Origin of the sequence: Govania unica (genome assembly GCF_027920805.1) — a bacterium.
GTDB lineage: Bacteria > Pseudomonadota > Alphaproteobacteria > Sphingomonadales > Govanellaceae > Govanella > Govanella unica.
Genome location: NZ_JANWOI010000001.1, coordinates 799,972 through 820,477, shown reverse-complemented (window position 1 = coordinate 820,477; position 20,506 = coordinate 799,972). Strand labels below are relative to the sequence as shown.

Here is a 20,506-nt window from a genome sequence, read left to right as displayed (position 1 = left end):
GTTTGGCCTGGCCGAGAATCAAACTATTCAAAATGCTCCGCCCAGATAGCAGAAATGCCAGAAACCTGCAACCCGGCTCCGCCGTTCGGTTGCGCGATTATATGGAGAAGCCTTCGTCAGTCAACCTAATAACAGGCCGACCCTCACCTCATCACGCGCGGTTGCCGTCGAAACCGTCCAGGATCGTCTCGATCTGGGTTGTTACGTCGTCAATGGCCGCCATACCGTCCACCTCAAACAGAGTGCCCCTGTCCCGATAATAGGGCAGCAGCGGTGCCGTCTGGCGGTGGTAAGACTCAAGCCGCGACACCACGGTTTCCCGGTTGTCATCGGCACGGCGGGTAAATTCAGTCCCGCCGCAGATATCACAAACACCCGGAACCTTGGGCTTCTGGAACAGATCGTGATAGCCAGCACCGCATTTCGCGCAGGCATAACGTCCTGTAACCCGTTCGACCAGGGCGGCATCATCGACAACCATTTCGATAACGCCATCGAGTTTAAGCTTTTTCTCGGCCAGCATCCCGTCTAGCGCTTCGGCCTGAGCCGTGGTGCGCGGGAAGCCATCGAGAATGAATCCGTTTTTGCAGTCCGGAGCATCGATCCGATCAGCAATGATGCCGATCACAACCGCGTCCGGCACCAACTGGCCAGCATCCATAAAACCCTTGGCGGCCGTCCCAGTCTCCGTCCCTGCCTTCACAGCAGCGCGGAGCATGTCACCGGTCGAAAGCTGCACCAAACCACGACGCTCTTGCAAACGCTGAGCCTGGGTCCCCTTACCCGCACCGGGCGGCCCAAGAAGAATGATGTTCACTTACCACGGCCCCCTTTGAGCTTCGCCTTCTTGATCAAACCTTCGTACTGATGCGCCATCAGATGGCTGTGGATTTGGCCCACAGTGTCCATGGTCACGTTGACGACAATCAACAGCGAAGTACCACCAAAATAGAACGGCACAGCAAATTCAGAGATCAGGATTTCCGGCAACAGACAGAGAACGGACAGATAAATCGCACCGAGAACTGTCAAGCGGGTCAACACAAAGTCAAGATATTCGGCGGTGTTCTTGCCTGGGCGAATGCCGGGAATGAAACCACCATATTTCTTCAGGTTATCCGCCGTATCCTCAGGATTGAAGACAACAGCCGTGTAAAAGAACGAGAAGAATACAATACCCAGGACATAGAACACAATATAGAGCGGCTGGCCGTGGCCAAGCATCGACGTCATGGTGGTGAGCCATTCAGGCCCGCCGCCCTGCGCTGAGAAACTGGCCAAGGTCATCGGCATCAGCAGCAGGGACGAGGCGAAAATTGGCGGAATCACACCAGCGGTATTGAGTTTGAGAGGCAGATGCGAGCTTTCACCCTGGGTGATTTTCATCCCCACCTGGCGTTTCGGATACTGGATCAGGATCCGGCGCTGGGCGCGCTCCATATAGACGATGACATAGATGACACCGGCTACGAACAGCAGCAATGCCGGGATCGCGAACACATTCCAGTTCTGGGCGACCGACAGCTGGAAGGTTCCAGCAAGGGCCCGTGGCAGTTCGGCAATGATACCGGCGAAAATGATCAGCGAAATCCCGTTGCCCACACCGCGGCTGGTGATCTGTTCACCGAGCCACATGAGGAACATGGTACCGCCGATGAGCGTGATCACCGTCGTCGCCCGGAAGAAGAACCCGGGGTCGATGGCCGCGCTCATACCCCCCGCCGACATATGTTCAAGCCCGACCGCCAGGCCATAAGCCTGAAGTGCGGTCAGAAGAACGGTGCCGTAGCGGGTGTATTGATTGAGCTTTTTCCGCCCGGCTTCGCCTTCTTTTTTCAAAGCGGCGAAGCTCGGCGAAATCGACGTCATCAGCTGAACGATGATCGACGCCGAAATATAGGGCATGATGTTCAGCGCAAAGATGGTCATGCGCTGAAGGGCACCGCCCGAGAACATATTGAACATCCCAAGGATACCCTGGGAGTTCTGCGAGAAGATCTGATTGAGAACAACCGGATCGATCCCCGGCAACGGAATATAAGTTCCGAGACGATAGACAATCAGGGCCCCAAGCGTGAACCAGATACGCTTTTTCAGCTCGGTCGCCTTAGCGATCGCCCCGAAATTGAGATTCGCTGCCAGTTGTTCTGCGGCCGAGGCCATATAATCACCCGCGCCTTATGAAAACTTACGCTTCGACAGGTGCAGCCTTAGGAGCTGCAACTTCAACTTTACCACCAGCCTTTTCAACAGCGGCGATGGCAGACTTCGAAGCGCCGGCAACGGTGATGGTCACCGCCGACGTGATCGAACCCTTGGCGAGCAAACGCACACCGTCTCTCAGGCGACGCAATACGCCAGCGGCCACAAGCTTTTCACCCGTGATGTCCTTGGCGTCGAGCTGCTTGGTGTCGATCGCGTCCTGCAGACGGCCGAGGTTCAGTTCAACATAATCCAAGGCATGGATATTGTTGAAACCGCGCTTCGGCAGACGGCGCAGAAGCGACATCTGACCACCTTCAAAGCCCTTGATCGCGACGCCAGAGCGCGAGCCCTGACCTTTTTGACCACGACCCGAGGTCTTACCCAGGCCAGAACCGATACCACGACCAACGCGGGTGCGGAGCTTCCGCGCCTGAGGATGTTCGGCAAGATCATTGAGTTTCATGACGTCTGTTCCCAACGTTGGAATAGATCGGTGGGGAGGATTACTCCTCCACCCGTACCATATGCTGAACCTTGGCAATCATGCCACGGACCGACGGCGTGTCTTCAAGCTCGCGCGTGCGGTTAATCTTGTTGAGGCCAAGACCGATCAGGGTCGCTTCCTGGCTCTTCTCGCGACGGATCGGGCTACCGATCTGCGTCACTTTAAGGGTTTTCTTGGCGGCCATGATTATTCTCCGCTTTCAGCATCACGCGGGGCTTCGCCACGGCGAGCAATCAGATCAGCGACCTTCAGGCTGCGGCGAGCCGCGACCTGACGCGGGGCAAGCTGCTTCTGAAGCGCATCAAAGGTAGCGCGGATCATGTTGTAGGCGTTCGAAGATCCGAGTGATTTCGCAACCACGTCATGAACACCGAGGCCTTCAAACACTGCGCGCATCGGACCACCGGCGATAATCCCGGTGCCTTCCGGCGCATAGCGCATGACCACGCGACCAGCACCATGGCGGCCTTCGAGATCGTGATGCAGCGTGCGGCCTTCGCGCAGAGGGATACGGACCATCGACTTTTTAGCCGCTTCCGTTGCCTTGCGGATGGCTTCCGGCACTTCACGTGCCTTGCCATGACCAAAGCCGACGCGGCCTTTCCCATCGCCCACAATCATCAGAGCGGCAAAGCCGAAGCGACGGCCACCCTTCACCACCTTGGCGACACGATTGATGTGCACCAGTTTCTCGATGAATTCCGATTCTTCCCGTTCAAATTTGTCTGGCCGTGCCATGACGCCGGGTTCCTTTCCCTCAACTCGATCCGTTAAAAGGCCGCCTTAGAAGGCAAGGCCGCCTTCACGCGCGGCTTCGGCCAGGGCCTTGACGCGGCCATGGTAGATGAAGCCGCCGCGATCAAACACGACGTTTGAAATACCCGCGGCTTTAGCCCGCTCGGCAATCAATTTGCCAACAGCGCTCGCTGCGGCAATATTGCCGCCGCTCGTGCCCTTCAGCGTCTCATCCAGCGTCGAAGCCGCAGCCAAAGTCACACCTTTCACATCATCGATAACCTGGGCATAGATATGCAGGTTGGAACGATGGATCGAAAGACGGAGACGATCGCCAGCAGTCTGCGACAGTTTCGTACGTACACGGCGCCGGCGGCGCGCGAAGAGTTTGTCAGCGGTTGACATGGCTGGCCACCTTTACTTCTTCTTGCCTTCCTTGCGGAAGATGAATTCACCCGCATACCGGATACCCTTGCCCTTGTAAGGCTCTGGCTTACGGTATTCGCGGACCTTTGCAGCCACCTGGCCGACCTTTTGCTTGTCGATGCCGGTGATCGTGATTTTGGTCGGCTCGGGAACAACAACCGTGATCCCTTCCGGAACCTGGAACACCACTTCATGGCTGAAACCGAGGCTGAGCTGAAGGTCTTTGCCCTTCATTGCAGCACGGTAACCGACGCCGGTGATCTCAAGGTTTTCCGTGAAGCCGGTGGTGACACCGGTCACGACGTTGTTGACGAGCGTACGCTGCATGCCCCACATGGAGCGTGCGCGCTTGCTGTCACCCTTGGGCTGAACGCTGAGTTCGTTGTTCTCATACGAGATCACAACTTCATCAACGAGCGCCAGATGCAGTTCGCCCTTCGGGCCCTTCACGCTGAGATTGTTATCATTCAGCGCGACGGTGACGCCCTGCGGGACGGGTACGGGTTTCTTGCCAATCCGCGACATTGTTCTGATCCTAGAATATGGTGCAGAGGATCTCGCCGCCAACATTGGCGTCGCGAGCCTCAGCATCTGACAGCACACCCTTCGGCGTCGACACGATCGAGATGCCAAGACCGTTGCGGATCCGCGGCAGGTCCTTGACCGACGAGTAAACGCGGCGGCCAGGTTTGGAGATACGCGTAATCGTGCGGATCACCGGCTGCCCTTCATAGTATTTCAGCTCAATACGCAAAACCGGATGGTTTTCCGTTTCAGCACGTTCAAAACCGCGGATGTAGCCTTCGCGCTTCAACACTTCAAGCACGCGCTGACGCAGGTTTGAAACCGGCGCATCCACGGTGGATTTGTTAGCCCGCTGTCCGTTACGGATACGGGTCAGCATATCGCCGAGCGGATCGGTCATCGACATGGTGCCGCTCTCCTTATTACCAGCTGGACTTTGTGACGCCCGGGAGAGCGCCAATGGAAGCGAGCTCGCGCAGCGCGTTACGGCACAGCTTGAACTTGCGGTAAACGGCCCGCGGACGACCAGTCAGTTCGCATCTGTTGCGAACCCGCGTCGGGTTACCGTTGCGCGGCAATTCGGCAAGTTTCAGGCGAGCCTGAAACTGATCCTCCATCGACAAAGTCTTGTCGTTGGCGACCGCCAAAAGCTTCGCACGGCGGTTAGCCGTCTTTTTTACCAAAGCTTCCCGCTTCTTGTTCTTGAGGATGGAGCTCTTCTTCGCCATCACTCTCGCTCCTTGTCTGCGTCACGCCGACCAAAGTGTTCGGAATATACCTGCCGTATCAATTTACGAACGGCATGCGGAAGCTGGCGAGCAGTGCCTTGGCTTCCTCATCCGTCTGAGCTGACGTGCAGATGATGATGTCCATGCCCCGGACTTTATCAACTTTATCGTAGTTGATTTCCGGGAACACGATCTGTTCTTTCAGGCCGAGCGCATAGTTGCCGCGACCATCGAACGACTTGCCATTCACGCCACGGAAATCGCGGACGCGAGGAAGGGCAATGTTGATCAGACGGTCAAGGAACTCATACATGCGTTCGCGGCGCAGAGTAACCTTGCAACCGATCGGCATTCCATCACGGATCTTGAAGCCGGCAATCGACTTCTTGGACTTGGTGATAACGACGCGCTGACCAGCGATCAGGCCGAGCTCTTCAGCTGCGGATTTGATCTTCTTCGAGTCCTGGGCTGCTTCGCCCACACCCATGTTCAGCACGATCTTTTCAAGCTTCGGGATCTGAAATTCGTTTGTATAAGCGAATTTCTCTTTCAGAGCGTTACGAATTTCGTTCTGATAGATTTCCTGAAGGCGCGGACGATAATCAGACATCGATCACCTCCCCGGAACCTTTCGCGAATCGGACCTTACGGCCGTCTTCCAAAAATTTATACCCAATGCGCGTCGCTTTACCGGTCTTCGGGTCAACGATGGCAATGTTCGAGATGTGCAAAGCGGCTTCTTTCTCAAGAATGCCACCCTGCCCCTGCGGGCCAGGACGCGTGTGGCGTTTCACCACATTCACGCCGCTCACAACCGCGCGGTTCGTATCCCGGTGGACGGCCAGGATTTCGCCCTGCTTGCCTTTGTCCTTACCGGCAAGAACGACGACTTTGTCGCCCTTCTTAATCTTTAATTTAGCCTGAGCCATCAGAGCACCTCCGGCGCCAGCGAAATAATCTTCATATGGTTGCGTGCGCGAAGCTCGCGGACAACCGGACCGAAGATACGGGTGCCGATCGGCTCGCCCTGCTTGTTCACAAGCACGGCAGCATTGCGATCGAATCGGATCGCGGTACCATCGACGCGACGAACGACAAAGGCCGTCCGCACGATGACGGCGCGATGCACGTCACCTTTTTTCACTCGGCCGCGCGGAATGGCTTCCTTCACGCTAACTACGATGATGTCACCCACCGTCGCAGTTTTCCGCTTGGAGCCCCCGAGGACCTTAATGCACTGCACCCGACGGGCGCCCGAGTTATCGGCGACGTCCAGGTTGGTTTGCATCTGGATCATGGGCTTGTTCCCACTCTAAATAACAAAAACGAGGCTCAGACTAAGAACGATGCAAGCATCATTCCGTCAGCTTTATTAGGCTCCAGCGCCCTTGGTGACGTTTTCGAGAACGCGCCACGTTTTGAGCTTGGACATCGGACGGCATTCCTCGATGCGAACCACATCACCCGACTTGCAGAGGTTCTGCTCGTCATGGGCATGGTACTTCTTGGAACGCCGCACCACTTTTTTAACCAGCGGGTGGGTGAAGCGGCGTTCGATCCGGACCACTACGGTCTTGTCGTTCGCATCGCTGACCACCACACCCTGCAATATACGCTTCGGCATCGTCGCCTCCTTATCCTACCTGCGCTCAGGCCTTGCCCTGGGCGACGACCGCACGCTCAGTCAGGAGCGTGTTAATCTGGGCGATCGTGCGACGGATTTCACGCACACGCGCCGTGCTCTCAAGCTGGCCGGTTGCCTTCTGGAAACGAAGATTGAAACGCTCTTTTTTGAGCTCAACAATCTGTCCCTTAAGCTGATCTTCGGTCTTTGCCCGAAGTTCTGCGATTTTCATGGCTCTATTCCTTCAACCACCGGCTCAGATCTGTTCGCCGAGTCGGGCGACGACCTTAACTTTCATCGGCAACTTCGCCGCTGCGCGTTCAAATGCACCACGCATGGTCTCGTTGTCAACCCCATCTACTTCAAAGATGATGCGACCGGGCTTTACGCGGGCCATCCAGAACTCTGGAGCACCCTTACCTTTACCCATGCGAACCTCGGCAGGCTTCGACGAAACCGGCACATCTGGGAAGATGCGGATCCACATTTTACCAGCACGCTTCATATGACGCGTGATGGCACGGCGTGCGGCTTCGATCTGACGCGCGGTAACGCGAGCAGGCTCGACAGCCTTAAGGCCATAGGAACCGAATGCCACGGTTGCGCCGCCTTTGGCGTCCCCATGGATGCGGCCCTTGAAGGCCTTTCTGAATTTCGTCTTCTTCGGCTGAAGCATGGTCTTGTGCCTTCTTCCTTCGTCACCGCCAGATTACTGACGGGAACCGCCTGCCTTCTGCTGCTCCTGAGCCCGCTTATCCTGGGCCTGAGGATCGTGGGCCAGGATTTCTCCCTTGAATACCCACACCTTAATACCGATCACGCCATAGGCGGTTTGTGCAACCGCAGTACCATAGTCGATGTCGGCACGGAGCGTATGCAGCGGCACACGGCCTTCGCGATACCATTCCATCCGCGCGATTTCGGCTCCGCCAAGACGGCCCGACGCGTTGATTCGGATCCCTTCGGCGCCAAGACGCATGGCGCTCTGCATCACCCGCTTCATCGCACGGCGGAAAGCCACACGACGTTCGAGCTGCTGCGCTACGTTTTCAGCGATCAGGGTCGCGTCGATTTCCGGCTTGCGGACTTCGACGATATTAAGACTGACGTCACCGGCGCCGGTCATCTTTGAGAGGTCCTTACGGAGCTTCTCAATGTCCGAGCCCTTTTTGCCGATGATCACACCCGGACGAGCCGAGTAGATGGTCACACGGGCCTTCTTGGCCGGGCGTTCGATGACAACGCGGCTGATGCCAGCCTGCGGCAGGCTCTTGCGAACATGCGCGCGCATTTTCATGTCTTCGTGCAGCAGCGAGCTATACTCGTCGCCCTCAGCGAACCAGCGACTGTCCCAAGTGCGGTTGACACCGACACGCAGACCGATCGGGTTAACTTTCTGACCCATTATGCGTTCTCCTCGATCTGCCGAACGATGATGCGGATGCGGCTGAACGGCTTCATAATCTTGCCGACACGTCCACGAGCACGCGGGCTGAAACGCTTCATAACAAGCGATTTGCCGACGCTCGCTTCGGCGACCACAAGCTGGTCGACGTCAAGCTGGTGATTGTTTTCTGCGTTGGCGATTGCCGACTGCAGAACCTTCTTTACGTCTTCCGCATGGGCCTTACGCGAGAAAACCAGATCGGCGATAGCGCGATCCACTTTCTTGCCGCGGATAAGACCAGCCAGGAGATTCAGCTTTTGCGGGCTGACCCGGATCATTTTGCCAACGGCCAACGCTTCGTTGGACGCGACAGAGCGCGGTGCTGCCTTCTTACCCACGATTATTTCCTCTTCGCCTTCTTGTCCGCCGCGTGACCGTAGAAGGTGCGGGTCGGCGCAAACTCGCCCAACTTGTGCCCGACCATCTCTTCATTCACATACACGGGGACGAACTTATGGCCGTTGTGAACCTCGAAATTAAGGCCCACGAACTGCGGAAGGATCGTCGACCGGCGCGACCAAGTCTTGATCGCACCCTTTTTAGCACCCTGCGCCGCGTCAGCCTTCTTCAGAAGATAGGCGTCAACGAAAGGACCTTTCCAAACCGAACGAGCCACGGCTTAACCCTTCCTCTTTCGTTCATGACGCGAACGCACGATAAACTTCGTGGTCGCCTTATTGCTGCGGGTCCGCTTGCCCTTGGTCGGCTTACCCCAAGGGGTAACCGGATGGCGACCGCCCGAAGTCCGGCCTTCACCACCGCCATGCGGATGGTCGACCGGGTTCATGGCAACGCCGCGAACCGAAGGACGAATACCGAGCCAGCGTGCACGCCCAGCCTTGGCATGGACAATGTTCTGGTGATCGGGGTTCGAAACGGCGCCCACGGTACCCATGCAGGTGCCGAGAACCTTCCGCTGTTCGCCCGAAGACAGACGCAGCACAACATAGCCTTCATCGCGGCCGACGATCTGGGCATAAGCCCCAGCCGAACGCGCGATCTGACCGCCCTTGCCGACCTTCAACTCGACGTTATGCACGATCGTACCGACCGGCATGTTCGAGAGCGGCATGGCATTGCCCGGCTTCACGTCAGCTTTTTCGCTGGCGATGATCACGTCCCCGGCAGCAAGACGCTGCGGAGCGATGATATAAGCCTGTTCACCATCGGTATAGGTGATGAGAGCGATGAAGGCCGAACGGTTCGGATCGTATTCCAGACGTTCAACAGTCGCTTCCATATCCCATTTACGACGCTTGAAGTCGATGATGCGATAGGTGCGCTTATGTCCGCCGCCAATCCAGCGAGCAGTCACGCGACCGCGGTTGTTACGACCACCGGACTTTGACAGACCTTCGGTCAGAGCCTTAACCGGCTTGCCCTTGTGGAGACCAGAACGGTCCACCTGCACAAGACCGCGCTGGCCAGGCGTTGTAGGTTTGTAAATCTTAAGCGCCATGGCCTTAGATCCCCGTCGTCACATCGATGGACTGACCTTCAGCAAGGCTTACCACCGCTTTCTTGTAATCGGCACGCTTGCCAAGGATGCCACGGAAGCGCTTGACCTTGCCCTGACATACGATCGTGTTCACGGCCTTCACTTTAACGTTGAAGATCGCTTCCACGGCCTTTTTGATGGCCGGCTTGGTCGCCGTCGTTGCAACCTTGAACACAACCTGGTTGTGTTCGGAAACAAGCGTCGACTTTTCAGTGATTACCGGGCCGAGAATGACATCGTAATGCGAAAATTTCGTCATTTCAGTCTCTCCTCAAGTCCGGCAACAGCAGCCTTGGTCAGAACCAGAACATCACGGCGCAGGATGTCGTAGACATTCGCACCCTGAACCGGCAGCACGTCAACGAGCGGGATGTTGCTCGCGGCGAGCTTGAAGTTGCCGTCCACCTGCGCACCGTCAATGAACAGCGCAGAAGTGATGTTGAGCTTGGCGAACTTGTCCACAAGCTCTTTGGTCTTGCCGGCGCTCAGAACGAGGTCTTCGATGACCACGAGCTTACCGCCCAGGGCCTTCACCGACAACGCGGTCTTCAGACCGAGCGCACGGATCTTCTTCGGCAGGTCATGTTCGTAAGAGCGCGGCTGAGCGCCGTGCACCTTACCACCACCTACGAAGATACCCGCTTTCCGGCTGCCGTGACGAGCGCTGCCGCCGCCTTTCTGCTTGCCGAATTTCTTTGTCGTGCCCGAAACCTGGGTACGCTGCTTGACCGACTGAGTGCCGGCACGGCGCTTGGCAAGTTGCCAAACCACAACGCGGTTCAAAATATCCGCGCGCTCCGGCAGACCGAACAGACCTTCATCAAGGTCGATCGTTCCAGCCTTCGTCGCGTCGAGTGTCAACACGTCCGCTTTCATGGCTCCTCAGTCCTCAATTCGCTGCGTCGTCAGCAACGGGTGCATCAGCAACCGGAGCTTCCGTCGCAGGTGCAGCCGAAGCCACATCACGTAGTTTCAGGCCAGCAGGCATCGGGGCTTCAGCCGGAAGGTTAACCTTCACAGCATCCGTCACGAGAACCCAACCGCCATCATGGCCCGGAACCGAACCGCGTACGAGGATCAAGCCCTCGTCCGGCATGGTGCGGACGATCTTCAAATTCTGGGTGGTGACAGTCTCGGTCCCAAGATGGCCAGCCATCTTCTTACCCTTGAACACCTTACCCGGATCCTGACGCTGACCGGTCGAACCATGGCTACGATGCGAGACCGAAACACCATGGGTAGCCCGCAGACCAGCGAAGTTCCAGCGCTTCATAACACCGGCAAAACCTTTACCGATGGTCACGCCCTGAATGTCCACGAGCTGGCCGGGAACATAATGGTCGACCGAAAGTTCGGCGCCGACGTCGAGAAGGCAGTCTTCCGACACGCGGAATTCAACCAGTTTGGCTTTGGGTTCGACTTCCGCCTTGGCGAAGTGACCACGCATAGGCTTGGTCACTTTTTTGGCCTTAACCATGCCGGCTCCGAGCTGAACAGCTACGTAACCGTCGCGGTCGTTGGTCCGCTGGGCGACAACCTGACACGCATCAACCTGGAGAACAGTCACCGGCACATGGTCGCCGTTCTCGTTGAAAATGCGGGTCATACCCACCTTTTTTGCAATTATGCCGGTGCGCATGGCTCTTATCCCTGAAGCTTGATTTCCACGTCCACGCCGGCGGCAAGATCGAGCTTCATCAGCGCGTCCACCGTCTGCGGGGTCGGGTCAATAATGTCCAGAAGCCGCTTATGCGTACGGATTTCAAACTGCTCGCGCGACTTCTTGTCGATGTGCGGAGAGCGGAGCACCGTGAACTTCTCGATCCGGGTCGGCAGGGGAATTGGGCCACGCACCTGGGCGCCGGTTCGTTTCGCGGTCGAAGCGATTTCACCAGTCGCCTGATCCAGGATCCGATGATCGAACGCCTTCAAGCGAATTCGAATGTTTTGGTCCATCGATATTTACCTCAAGCAGGCCGCTTGCCCGTCCTCTGCATTACTTAATGATTTTAGCGACGACGCCGGCGCCAACGGTGCGGCCACCTTCGCGGATTGCGAAGCGCAGGCCTTCATCCATGGCGATCGGCACGATCAGCTCGACTTCGAGCTGGACGTTGTCGCCCGGCATGACCATTTCCTTGCCTTCCGGCAGTTTGCACATTCCGGTCACATCGGTGGTGCGGAAATAGAACTGCGGACGGTAGTTGGCGAAGAACGGCGTATGACGGCCACCCTCTTCCTTGGTCAGAATATAGGTTTCGGCTTCAAACGTGGTGTGCGGGGTGATCGAGCCCGGCTTGGCCAGAACCTGACCACGCTCAATGCCTTCACGGTCCACACCGCGCAGCAGCGCGCCGATGTTGTCGCCAGCCTGGCCCTGGTCCAGAAGCTTGCGGAACATTTCAACGCCGGTCACCGTCGTCTTGGTCGTCGGCTTGATGCCAACGATTTCAACTTCTTCACCAACCTTAACGATACCGCGCTCAACGCGACCGGTCACCACGGTGCCACGGCCCGAGATCGAGAACACGTCTTCGATCGGCATCAGGAACGGACGATCCGTCGCACGCTCTGGCTGCGGGATGTAAGCGTCAACCGCTGCCATCAGCTTCAGAACCGCGTCATGACCGATTTCCGGATTGCGACCTTCAAGGGCGCACAGAGCCGACCCCTGGATGATCGGAATATCGTCGCCTGGGTAATTGTAGCTCGACAGAAGCTCACGGACTTCCATCTCAACAAGCTCAAGAAGTTCAGGATCGTCAACCTGGTCGACCTTGTTCAGGAACACAACCAGAGCCGGCACACCGACCTGACGGGCGAGCAGGATATGCTCGCGGGTCTGAGGCATCGGGCCATCAGACGCCGAAACCACCAGAATGCCGCCATCCATCTGTGCCGCACCCGTGATCATGTTCTTCACATAGTCAGCATGGCCGGGGCAATCAACGTGCGCATAGTGACGGGCTACCGTCTCATACTCAACGTGGCTGGTCGAGATCGTGATACCACGAGCGCGCTCTTCAGGAGCCTTGTCGATGTTCGCATAATCAACAAACGTCCCGCCGCCCTGTTCCGCCAGAACCTTCGTGATCGCTGCCGTCAGGGACGTCTTGCCATGGTCAACGTGACCAATAGTCCCGATGTTGACGTGCGGCTTATTCCGCTCAAACTTTGACTTTCCCATGGCACTTTCCTCGGTCTGCCTGGCCGCAAGCGCTGCGGCATTAATCCTGAAATTTAAAAGAACCTGAACCGTTTACGCGAATTTTGCCTTGATGTCATCAGCGACGTTCTGCGGCACTTCTTCGTAATGGTCAAACTGCATGCTGAACTGCGCGCGACCCTGTGTCATGCCGCGGAGCTGGTTCACGTAACCGAACATATTGGCGAGTGGAACCATGGCTTCGATGGCTTTCGCGTTACCGCGATCGTCCGAACCCTGGATCTGGCCTCGGCGGCTGTTCAAGTCGCCGATCACATCGCCCATATAGTCCTCTGGGGTCACAACTTCAACCTTCATGACTGGCTCAAGCAATTTGATGCCAGCTTTATCAGCAGCTTCGCGCATGGCGCCGCGGCCGGTAATTTCAAAGGCCAGAGCCGACGAGTCGACGTCATGGTAGGCGCCGTCAATCAGGTCAACTTCGAAGTCGATGATCGGGAAACCGATCAGAGCGCCGCTATCGGCGACCGAACGGATCCCCTTTTCTACAGACGGGATATATTCGCGCGGAATATTCCCACCCTTGATGAGGTCGTTGAACTTGAAGCCCGACCCACGTTCGCCAGGGCGAAGTACAAGCTTCACGCGGCCGAACTGACCGGTACCGCCCGACTGCTTCTTGTGGGTGAATTCGAGTTCGATCTGCTTCTTGAGCGACTCACGGTAAGCCACCTGCGGAGCACCGACGTTGGCATCGACCTTGAATTCGCGACGCATACGGTCGACCAGAATTTCAAGATGAAGCTCGCCCATTCCCTTGATCACGGTCTGGCCGCTTTCATGGTCAACGGTCACGCGGAAGCTCGGATCTTCCTGAGCCAGACGATTGAGCGCAAGGCCCATTCTTTCCTGGTCAGCTTTGGTCTTCGGCTCAACAGCAACTTCGATCACCGGCTCGGGGAATTCCATGCGCTCAAGCACGATCGGCTTGAGGATGGAGCAAAGGGTATCCCCGGTGGTGGTGTCCTTCAGACCGCCAAGGGCGACGATGTCACCAGCAAAGGCTTCCTTCAGGTCTTCGCGGCTGTTGGCATGCATTTGCAGCATGCGGCCGATCTTTTCTTTCTTGTCCTTGACCGAGTTCTGCACCTGCATCGCAGGCTCAAGCTTGCCCGAATAGATGCGGATGAAGGTCAGCGAACCAACGAAAGGATCGGTCATAATCTTGAACGCGAGAGCCGAGAACGGCTCCTCATCAGCCGGACGACGGGCTTCCATCTCATCGCTGTCGATCTTATGCCCCTGAATGGCACCGATATCAAGCGGCGATGGCAAATAATCGACGACGGCGTCGAGCAGCGGCTGAACGCCCTTGTTCTTGAAGGCTGTACCATTCAGAACCGGAACGAATTTACCGGCAAGCGTACCCTTGCGGATGCAAGCCTTCAGCGTGTCGATGTCAATTTCTTCGCCATTGAGGTAACGCTCCATAGCGGCGTCGTCAACTTCAACAGCAAGTTCAATCATTTCAGCGCGAGCGAGTTCGGCATCGTCTTTCAGATGATCCGGGATCTCGCCATAGACCGGAGATCCGCCGACGCCATCTTCGACCCAGAAGATCGCCTTGTTGACCACAAGGTCAACCTGACCAAGATACTCAGATTCGGCACCGATCGGCAGCTGGATAACCAGCGGCACAGCGCCGAGGCGGTCCTTCATCATCTGGACACAACGCTCGAAATTCGCGCCCACGCGGTCCATCTTGTTGACAAAGCACATGCGCGGAACGCCGTACTTGTCAGCCTGACGCCACACAGTTTCGGACTGCGGCTCAACACCGGCAACCGAGTCGAACACAGTGATCGCACCGTCGAGCACACGCAGCGAACGCTCGACTTCAATCGTGAAGTCAACGTGGCCGGGGGTGTCGATCAGATTGATGCGGTAATCGTGCCAGAACGCGGTGGTCGCAGCAGAGGTGATCGTGATGCCACGCTCCTGCTCCTGCTCCATCCAGTCCATGGTGGCAGCGCCGTCATGCACTTCACCGATCTTATGGCTGCGGCCGGTATAGTAAAGAATACGCTCGGAAGTCGTAGTCTTGCCAGCGTCGATATGGGCCATAATGCCGATATTGCGGTACTTTTCGAGCGGCGTAGTGCGTGCCATGGTCGTAATTCCTCTGCCTTCGGCCTACCAGCGATAATGGGCGAAAGCCTTGTTGGCTTCGGCCATACGGTGGGTGTCTTCGCGCTTCTTAACAGCCGCGCCACGATTGTTGGCGGCATCAAGAAGTTCAGCCGAAAGACGCTCGGTCATGGTGTGCTCATTGCGCTTGCGAGCAATGTCGATGACCCAGCGGATCGCCAAAGCCTGCGAACGCTCGGCACGGACTTCAACTGGAACCTGGTAGGTTGCCCCACCGACACGACGCGAACGCACTTCGACAGCCGGACGGACATTATCGATCGCATCATGGAAAAGCTGAAGAGCTTCTTTCTTCGCCTTTGCTTCCATGAGGTCGAGAGCGCCATAGACGATCTCTTCCGCAGCCGATTTCTTACCGTCTCTCATGAGACAATTCATGAACTTGCTCAGCACCACTTCTCCGAACTTCGGATCAGGGTGGACAATGCGTTTTTCCGCAGCATGACGACGAGACATGGTCTCTACCTTTTCAAATTAAGCCTTAACTTCAGATGCCTTACGACAAGGACACCTTACTTCGGACGCTTAGCGCCGTACTTCGACCTGGACTGCTTGCGGTTCTTGACACCCTGGGTATCAAGCACGCCGCGAACAATATGGTAGCGGACCCCCGGCAAATCCTTTACGCGACCACCACGGATCAGGACCACAGAATGCTCCTGAAGGTTGTGGCCTACGCCGGGAATATATGCACTCACCTCAAAACCGTTGGTGAGGCGAACGCGAGCGACCTTACGAAGGGCCGAGTTCGGCTTCTTCGGAGTAGTCGTATACACGCGAGTGCAGACCCCACGCTTCTGGGGATTCGCCTGAAGCGCCGGCACTTTGTTGCGGTGCACCGGTGCTTTGCGCGGCTTGCGCACGAGTTGGTTGATCGTCGGCATACGCTCTCAATCCCTGAGTTTCACGTCGCTGGGTCAATCTTTTCGCTGCCTGCGAAAAATAATCACGCTGCGTCGCACGTGAATGTGCCGCAGCGGAGACTAAAGACTGACAAATCCCAAACAGAACTTGTTCTTAAAAATTCGGAGCAGCGTTTAGACTGCGAGGCCTACCGCCTGCTCCAAAGATGGGCGGATACTAGTAAGCGACCCCCGCCCCGTCAAGCGCTAAATCCACCAATCGCGTGGGAAATAATGACGCTGGCATGAGACTTGCCTACTTGGTCTTCTCTAAAGCGACCGGGGGAGCGAAAAGCTCCCCCGACCCTCACAAAATTCGTTATTTTTCAATAACTTAGATAACAACAGGCCGGTCTGCCGAAGCCGTGCCCAGGACATTGTCCAGAGCCTGTTCGGACGTCGCTGGCACCAGATCACGATCGCGATCGCGCGCGATCTGACGGGCCCGATGGATCGCCGAGCCCGTTCCGGCCGGAATCAGTCGGCCGACAATCACGTTCTCTTTGAGGCCTACGAGTCTGTCGATCTTGCCTGCAACGGCCGCCTCGGTCAGGACTCGGGTGGTCTCCTGGAAGGAGGCCGCCGAGATGAACGAACGGGTCTGCAGCGAAGCCTTGGTGATCCCAAGCAGCACAGGATTGCCCGTAGCTGCAAGCTTGCCCTTGGCTTCGGTCTTGAGATTGACTTCCTCGAACTCCTCGCGATCCACCTGTTCCCCGATCAGGAAGGTGGTTTCGCCCGGATGCGTGATCTCAACCTTCTGCAGCATCTGGCGAGCGATCACCTCGATGTGCTTATCGTTGATCTTCACGCCCTGCAGGCGATAGACCTCCTGAATCTCGTTCACAATGTAGTTGGCGAGAGCTTCGACGCCGAGCGTGGCAAGAATGTCATGCGGGGCCGGATGGCCGTCGATGATGTAATCCCCACGTTCGACGAAGTCGCCTTCCTGCACGCTGATATGCTTGCCCTTGGCGATCAGATACTCGACCGGCTCACGATCTTTGTCCTTCGGACGCAGGATGATACGGCGCTTGTTCTTGTAATCCTTACCAAATTCGACTGTACCGTCGAGTTCGGCAATGATCGCATGGTCCTTCGGACGACGGGCTTCGAACAGTTCCGCCACCCGCGGCAGACCGCCGGTGATGTCACGGGTCTTGGCCGCTTCACGGGGAATACGGGCCACCACGTCACCGGCATGGACCTTGTCACCGTCCGCGACCGACAGCAGAGCGTCGACCGAGAGGAAGTAACGGGCTTCCATACCACTGGCCAGGGTCACCACATTGCCGGCCTCGTCACGGATGGTGATGCGCGGACGCAGATCCGAGCCCTTGGGCTGGGAGCGCCAATCGATCACCCGCTTCGATGCGATCCCCGTGGCTTCGTCGACGGCTTCCAACATGGAGACGCCTTCGACAAGATCCACATAATGGGCCACACCGGTCTTTTCCGTAATGATCGGAATGGTGTAGGGATCCCATTCGGCGAGTCGCTCACCCTTCTTGATCTTCACGCCATCATCTTTGAGCAGGACCGAACCATGGGGAACCTTATGGGTTGCCCGTTCGCGGCCTTCATCATCGACAATGATGATTTCAAGGTTGCGGGTCATGGAGATCAAGCGGCCGCGCGAATCCGTCACCACGTTGCGGTTCTTGATCCGAGCCGTACCGTCGATCGAGGCTTCATGCGACGATTGTTCCGTCACCTGGGCCGTACCGCCGATATGGAAGGTACGCATGGTCAGCTGCGTACCCGGCTCACCGATGGACTGGGCGGCAATGACGCCGACCGCTTCACCGATGTTGACCGCAGTACCACGTGCAAGGTCACGGCCATAACATTTGGCGCAGACGCCGCCCTTAGACTCACAGGTCAGCACCGAACGAACGAGGAGTGAATCAACCCCGGCATTCTTGATGATGTCCACGCCAATTTCTTCAAGGGCTTCACCGGCTTCGATGATGACCTTGCCGCTTACCGGATCCTCGATATCAACCGAGGAGGTCCGGCCGAGGATACGTTCGCTGAGCGTAACGATCACTTCACCGGCGTCGGTGACTTCCGCAACGGTGATGCCGTTCCGGGTGCCACAATCGACTTCGATAATGACGCAATCCTGGCTGACGTCCACCAGACGACGGGTCAGATACCCCGAGTTCGCCGTCTTCAGAGCCGTATCGGCCAGACCCTTACGGGCGCCATGGGTCGAGTTGAAGTATTCGAGAACCGACAACCCTTCCTTGAAGTTCGAGATGATCGGTGTCTCGATGATCTCACCCGACGGCTTGGCCATCAGGCCACGCATACCGGCAAGCTGTTTCATCTGAGCAGCCGAGCCACGAGCACCCGAGTGAGCCATCATATAGATCGAGTTGATCGAGCGCTGACGCCCGGTCTTTTCGTCGATCGCCGTGGTGTTGGAAATTTCCTTCATCATGGCGTCGGCGACGCGATCCGTGCACTGAGCCCAGGCGTCCACGACCTTGTTGTACTTCTCGCCCTGAGTGATCAGGCCGTCGATGTACTGCTGTTCGTATTCCTTCACGAGCTCATGGGTCTCGTTGACCAGATCGACCTTGGCGGCGGGGATGACCATGTCATCCTTACCGAAGGAGATCCCGGCCTTGCAGGCTTCCTGGAAGCCAAGCGCCATGATGCTGTCGCAGAAGATCACCGTCTCTTTCTGACCGCAGACGCGGTAGACGGTATCGATGACTTCGGCCACGTCCTTCTTGGTCAACAGGCGGTTGACGACTTCGATCGTCATCGCCGGATGCTTCGGCAGGATTTCAGACAGCAACATGCGGCCCGGCGTGGTGTCGACGCGACGGGTGATTGTCACACCTTCGGCGTCCACATGGCTATAGCGCGCGCTGATCTTAGAATGCAGGGTCACCGCCTTCTGCGCGAGCGCATGGCGGATTTCCGCAACGTCCGTGAACACCATGCCTTCGCCCGGCTCGCCGTTGCGTTCCATGGTGATGTAATAGATCCCGAGCACGATATCCTGTGACGGAACGATGATCGGCTTGCCGTTTTGCGGGCTCAGGATGTTGTTGGTCGACATCATGAGTACACGGGCTTCAAGCTGAGCTTCAAGCGACAGCGGCACGTGAACGGCCATCTGGTCACCGTCAAAGTCGGCGTTGAAGGCCGCGCAAACCAGCGGATGAAGCTGGATGGCCTTGCCTTCAATCAGCACCGGCTCGAACGCCTGAATGCCAAGACGATGCAGGGTCGGTGCGCGGTTTAGAAGAATCGGATGCTCTCGAATGACTTCGTCCAGCACGTCCCAAACTTCACGACGTTCCTTTTCAACAAGCTTTTTGGCCTGTTTGATGGTCGTCGCCACGCCCATCTTGTCGAGACGGGCATAGATGAACGGCTTAAAGAGTTCGAGCGCCATCTTTTTCGGCAACCCGCACTGATGAAGCTTCAGCTCCGGACCCACCACGATGACCGAACGACCCGAATAGTCGACGCGCTTGCCGAGCAGGTTCTGACGGAACCGGCCCTGCTTACCCTTAAGCATATCGGCGAGCGACTTCAGCGGACGCTTGTTGGCGCCGGTGATGACGCGCCCACGACGGCCGTTGTCGAACAGAGCATCCACAGCTTCCTGCAGCATGCGCTTTTCGTTGCGGACGATGATATCCGGCGCCCGCAGTTCGATCAGCCGCTTCAGGCGGTTGTTGCGGTTGATGACGCGACGGTAAAGGTCGTTCAGATCCGAGGTCGCAAAGCGGCCGCCATCAAGCGGCACCAGCGGACGCAGTTCCGGCGGAATGACCGGCACCACGTCAAGGATCATCCATTCCGGACGGTTGCCCGATTCCACAAAGGATTCAAGAACCTTCAGGCGCTTGACGATCTTCTTCGGCTTCAGTTCCGACTTGGTCTCGGCCAGCTCCCGCAGGAGCTTTTCGCGCTCGCCCTCAAGATCGAGGTTCGCGAGCAAGGCCTTGATCGCCTCGGCACCGATGCCAGCGGTGAAGCTGTCATCGCCATATTCTTCCTGAGCGCGGGAGAATTCGTCTTCCGACAGAAGCTGGAACTGCTTCAGCGGCGTCAGACCCGGCTCGGTCACCACGTAATATTCGAAATAGAGGATACGCTCGAGATCCTTCAGCGTCATGTCGAGCAGCAGACCAATGCGGCTCGGCAGGGACTTCAGGAACCAGATATGCGCAACCGGGGCGGCCAGTTCGATATGGCCCATGCGCTCGCGGCGCACCTTTGAAAGCGTGACTTCAACGCCACACTTTTCGCAGGTGATGCCGCGATACTTCATGCGCTTGTACTTGCCGCACAAGCATTCGTAATCCTTGATCGGACCAAAGATCCGGGCGCAGAACAAGCCGTCTTTTTCCGGCTTGAACGTACGATAGTTAATGGTCTCCGGCTTTTTGATTTCGCCGAAAGACCACGACCGGATCCGCTCAGGGCTCGCGAGCGAAATCTGAATATGGTCAAAGGTTTCGGGCGCTGTGCCCGGGTTGAAGAAGTTCATCAACTCTTGGTTCATGAC

Annotated in this window: 28 protein-coding genes; all 28 read right to left on the bottom strand. The window is 57.1% G+C overall.

From position 1 onward, the window contains the following. Positions 1-151 precede the first annotated feature (151 nt). Positions 152-817 (bottom strand): adenylate kinase, encoded by a 666-nt coding sequence (locus NYP16_RS03770; protein ID WP_274942770.1) that lies wholly within the window; start codon positions 815-817, stop codon positions 152-154. Then, positions 814-2,163: a preprotein translocase subunit SecY gene (secY, locus tag NYP16_RS03765; RefSeq protein WP_274942769.1), complete on the bottom strand. Its 1,350-nt coding sequence runs from the start codon at positions 2,161-2,163 to the stop codon at positions 814-816. Before secY ends, NYP16_RS03770 begins: the two co-directional genes overlap by 4 nt. Positions 2,164-2,188: 25 nt before the next feature. Further along, entirely contained in the window at positions 2,189-2,668 is a 480-nt protein-coding gene (rplO, locus tag NYP16_RS03760) for a 50S ribosomal protein L15 (protein ID WP_274942768.1), read from the bottom strand. Positions 2,669-2,708: 40 nt separating this feature from the next. Further along, positions 2,709-2,894: a 50S ribosomal protein L30 gene (gene rpmD / locus NYP16_RS03755; protein WP_274942767.1), complete on the bottom strand. Its 186-nt coding sequence runs from the start codon at positions 2,892-2,894 to the stop codon at positions 2,709-2,711. A 2-nt stretch (positions 2,895-2,896) separates the two neighbouring features. Beyond that, positions 2,897-3,448, bottom strand: coding sequence for a 30S ribosomal protein S5 (gene rpsE / locus NYP16_RS03750; RefSeq protein WP_274942766.1), 552 nt, complete (start codon positions 3,446-3,448; stop codon positions 2,897-2,899). Between the two features lie 45 nt (positions 3,449-3,493). Beyond that, entirely contained in the window at positions 3,494-3,850 is a 357-nt protein-coding gene (gene rplR, locus NYP16_RS03745) for a 50S ribosomal protein L18 (protein WP_274942765.1), read from the bottom strand. A 12-nt stretch (positions 3,851-3,862) separates the two neighbouring features. Continuing rightward, positions 3,863-4,396, bottom strand: a complete 534-nt coding sequence (gene rplF, locus NYP16_RS03740; protein WP_274942764.1) for a 50S ribosomal protein L6 — start codon at positions 4,394-4,396, stop codon at positions 3,863-3,865. Positions 4,397-4,406: 10 nt separating this feature from the next. Continuing rightward, a complete protein-coding gene (gene rpsH / locus NYP16_RS03735) occupies positions 4,407-4,802 on the bottom strand; it encodes a 30S ribosomal protein S8 (RefSeq protein WP_274942763.1) in 396 nt (131 codons plus the stop codon). Between the two features lie 16 nt (positions 4,803-4,818). Beyond that, positions 4,819-5,124, bottom strand: a complete 306-nt coding sequence (rpsN, locus tag NYP16_RS03730) for a 30S ribosomal protein S14 (RefSeq protein WP_274942762.1) — start codon at positions 5,122-5,124, stop codon at positions 4,819-4,821. A gap of 58 nt (positions 5,125-5,182) precedes the next feature. After that, a complete protein-coding gene (gene rplE, locus NYP16_RS03725; protein WP_274942761.1) occupies positions 5,183-5,734 on the bottom strand; it encodes a 50S ribosomal protein L5 in 552 nt (183 codons plus the stop codon). Beyond that, on the bottom strand, positions 5,727-6,053 hold the full coding sequence (rplX, locus tag NYP16_RS03720) for a 50S ribosomal protein L24 (protein ID WP_274942760.1): 327 nt from the start codon (positions 6,051-6,053) through the stop codon (positions 5,727-5,729). The genes rplE and rplX overlap by 8 nt, the downstream gene beginning before the upstream one ends. After that, a complete protein-coding gene (gene rplN / locus NYP16_RS03715; RefSeq protein WP_274942759.1) occupies positions 6,053-6,421 on the bottom strand; it encodes a 50S ribosomal protein L14 in 369 nt (122 codons plus the stop codon). Before rplN ends, rplX begins: the two co-directional genes overlap by 1 nt. Positions 6,422-6,496: 75 nt before the next feature. Next, positions 6,497-6,748 (bottom strand): 30S ribosomal protein S17, encoded by a 252-nt coding sequence (gene rpsQ, locus NYP16_RS03710; RefSeq protein WP_274942758.1) that lies wholly within the window; start codon positions 6,746-6,748, stop codon positions 6,497-6,499. Between the two features lie 25 nt (positions 6,749-6,773). Next, positions 6,774-6,980: a 50S ribosomal protein L29 gene (rpmC, locus tag NYP16_RS03705; protein WP_274942757.1), complete on the bottom strand. Its 207-nt coding sequence runs from the start codon at positions 6,978-6,980 to the stop codon at positions 6,774-6,776. 24 nt (positions 6,981-7,004) lie between these two features. Further along, a complete protein-coding gene (gene rplP, locus NYP16_RS03700; protein WP_274942756.1) occupies positions 7,005-7,424 on the bottom strand; it encodes a 50S ribosomal protein L16 in 420 nt (139 codons plus the stop codon). A gap of 33 nt (positions 7,425-7,457) precedes the next feature. Then, positions 7,458-8,153, bottom strand: coding sequence for a 30S ribosomal protein S3 (gene rpsC / locus NYP16_RS03695; RefSeq protein ID WP_274942755.1), 696 nt, complete (start codon positions 8,151-8,153; stop codon positions 7,458-7,460). After that, complete coding sequence (gene rplV, locus NYP16_RS03690) at positions 8,153-8,533, bottom strand: 50S ribosomal protein L22 (RefSeq protein WP_346742439.1); 381 nt, start codon at positions 8,531-8,533, stop codon at positions 8,153-8,155. The genes rpsC and rplV overlap by 1 nt, the downstream gene beginning before the upstream one ends. Positions 8,534-8,535: 2 nt before the next feature. Next, positions 8,536-8,811 carry a 30S ribosomal protein S19 gene (gene rpsS / locus NYP16_RS03685; protein ID WP_274942754.1) on the bottom strand — a complete coding sequence of 92 codons (276 nt, stop codon included), beginning with the start codon at positions 8,809-8,811 and terminating at the stop codon, positions 8,536-8,538. Between the two features lie 3 nt (positions 8,812-8,814). Then, a complete protein-coding gene (rplB, locus tag NYP16_RS03680) occupies positions 8,815-9,654 on the bottom strand; it encodes a 50S ribosomal protein L2 (protein WP_274942753.1) in 840 nt (279 codons plus the stop codon). 4 nt (positions 9,655-9,658) lie between these two features. After that, complete coding sequence (locus NYP16_RS03675; RefSeq protein ID WP_274942752.1) at positions 9,659-9,952, bottom strand: 50S ribosomal protein L23; 294 nt, start codon at positions 9,950-9,952, stop codon at positions 9,659-9,661. After that, positions 9,949-10,569 (bottom strand): 50S ribosomal protein L4, encoded by a 621-nt coding sequence (gene rplD, locus NYP16_RS03670; RefSeq protein ID WP_274942751.1) that lies wholly within the window; start codon positions 10,567-10,569, stop codon positions 9,949-9,951. The genes NYP16_RS03675 and rplD overlap by 4 nt, the downstream gene beginning before the upstream one ends. Before the next feature lie 13 nt (positions 10,570-10,582). Next, positions 10,583-11,332 (bottom strand): 50S ribosomal protein L3, encoded by a 750-nt coding sequence (gene rplC, locus NYP16_RS03665; protein ID WP_346742438.1) that lies wholly within the window; start codon positions 11,330-11,332, stop codon positions 10,583-10,585. Positions 11,333-11,337: 5 nt separating this feature from the next. Beyond that, positions 11,338-11,649, bottom strand: coding sequence for a 30S ribosomal protein S10 (gene rpsJ / locus NYP16_RS03660; protein WP_274942750.1), 312 nt, complete (start codon positions 11,647-11,649; stop codon positions 11,338-11,340). Between the two features lie 40 nt (positions 11,650-11,689). Beyond that, the gene (tuf, locus tag NYP16_RS03655) at positions 11,690-12,880 is read right to left on the bottom strand and encodes an elongation factor Tu (protein ID WP_274942739.1); all 1,191 of its coding nucleotides are present in this window, start codon (positions 12,878-12,880) and stop codon (positions 11,690-11,692) included. Between the two features lie 72 nt (positions 12,881-12,952). Continuing rightward, positions 12,953-15,028 (bottom strand): elongation factor G, encoded by a 2,076-nt coding sequence (gene fusA / locus NYP16_RS03650; RefSeq protein ID WP_274942749.1) that lies wholly within the window; start codon positions 15,026-15,028, stop codon positions 12,953-12,955. A 24-nt stretch (positions 15,029-15,052) separates the two neighbouring features. Continuing rightward, positions 15,053-15,523 carry a 30S ribosomal protein S7 gene (rpsG, locus tag NYP16_RS03645; protein ID WP_274942748.1) on the bottom strand — a complete coding sequence of 157 codons (471 nt, stop codon included), beginning with the start codon at positions 15,521-15,523 and terminating at the stop codon, positions 15,053-15,055. A 56-nt stretch (positions 15,524-15,579) separates the two neighbouring features. Further along, entirely contained in the window at positions 15,580-15,951 is a 372-nt protein-coding gene (gene rpsL / locus NYP16_RS03640; RefSeq protein WP_274942747.1) for a 30S ribosomal protein S12, read from the bottom strand. Between the two features lie 352 nt (positions 15,952-16,303). After that, positions 16,304-20,503, bottom strand: a complete 4,200-nt coding sequence (gene rpoC, locus NYP16_RS03635; RefSeq protein WP_274942746.1) for a DNA-directed RNA polymerase subunit beta' — start codon at positions 20,501-20,503, stop codon at positions 16,304-16,306. Between the last annotated feature and the right edge of the window lie 3 nt (positions 20,504-20,506).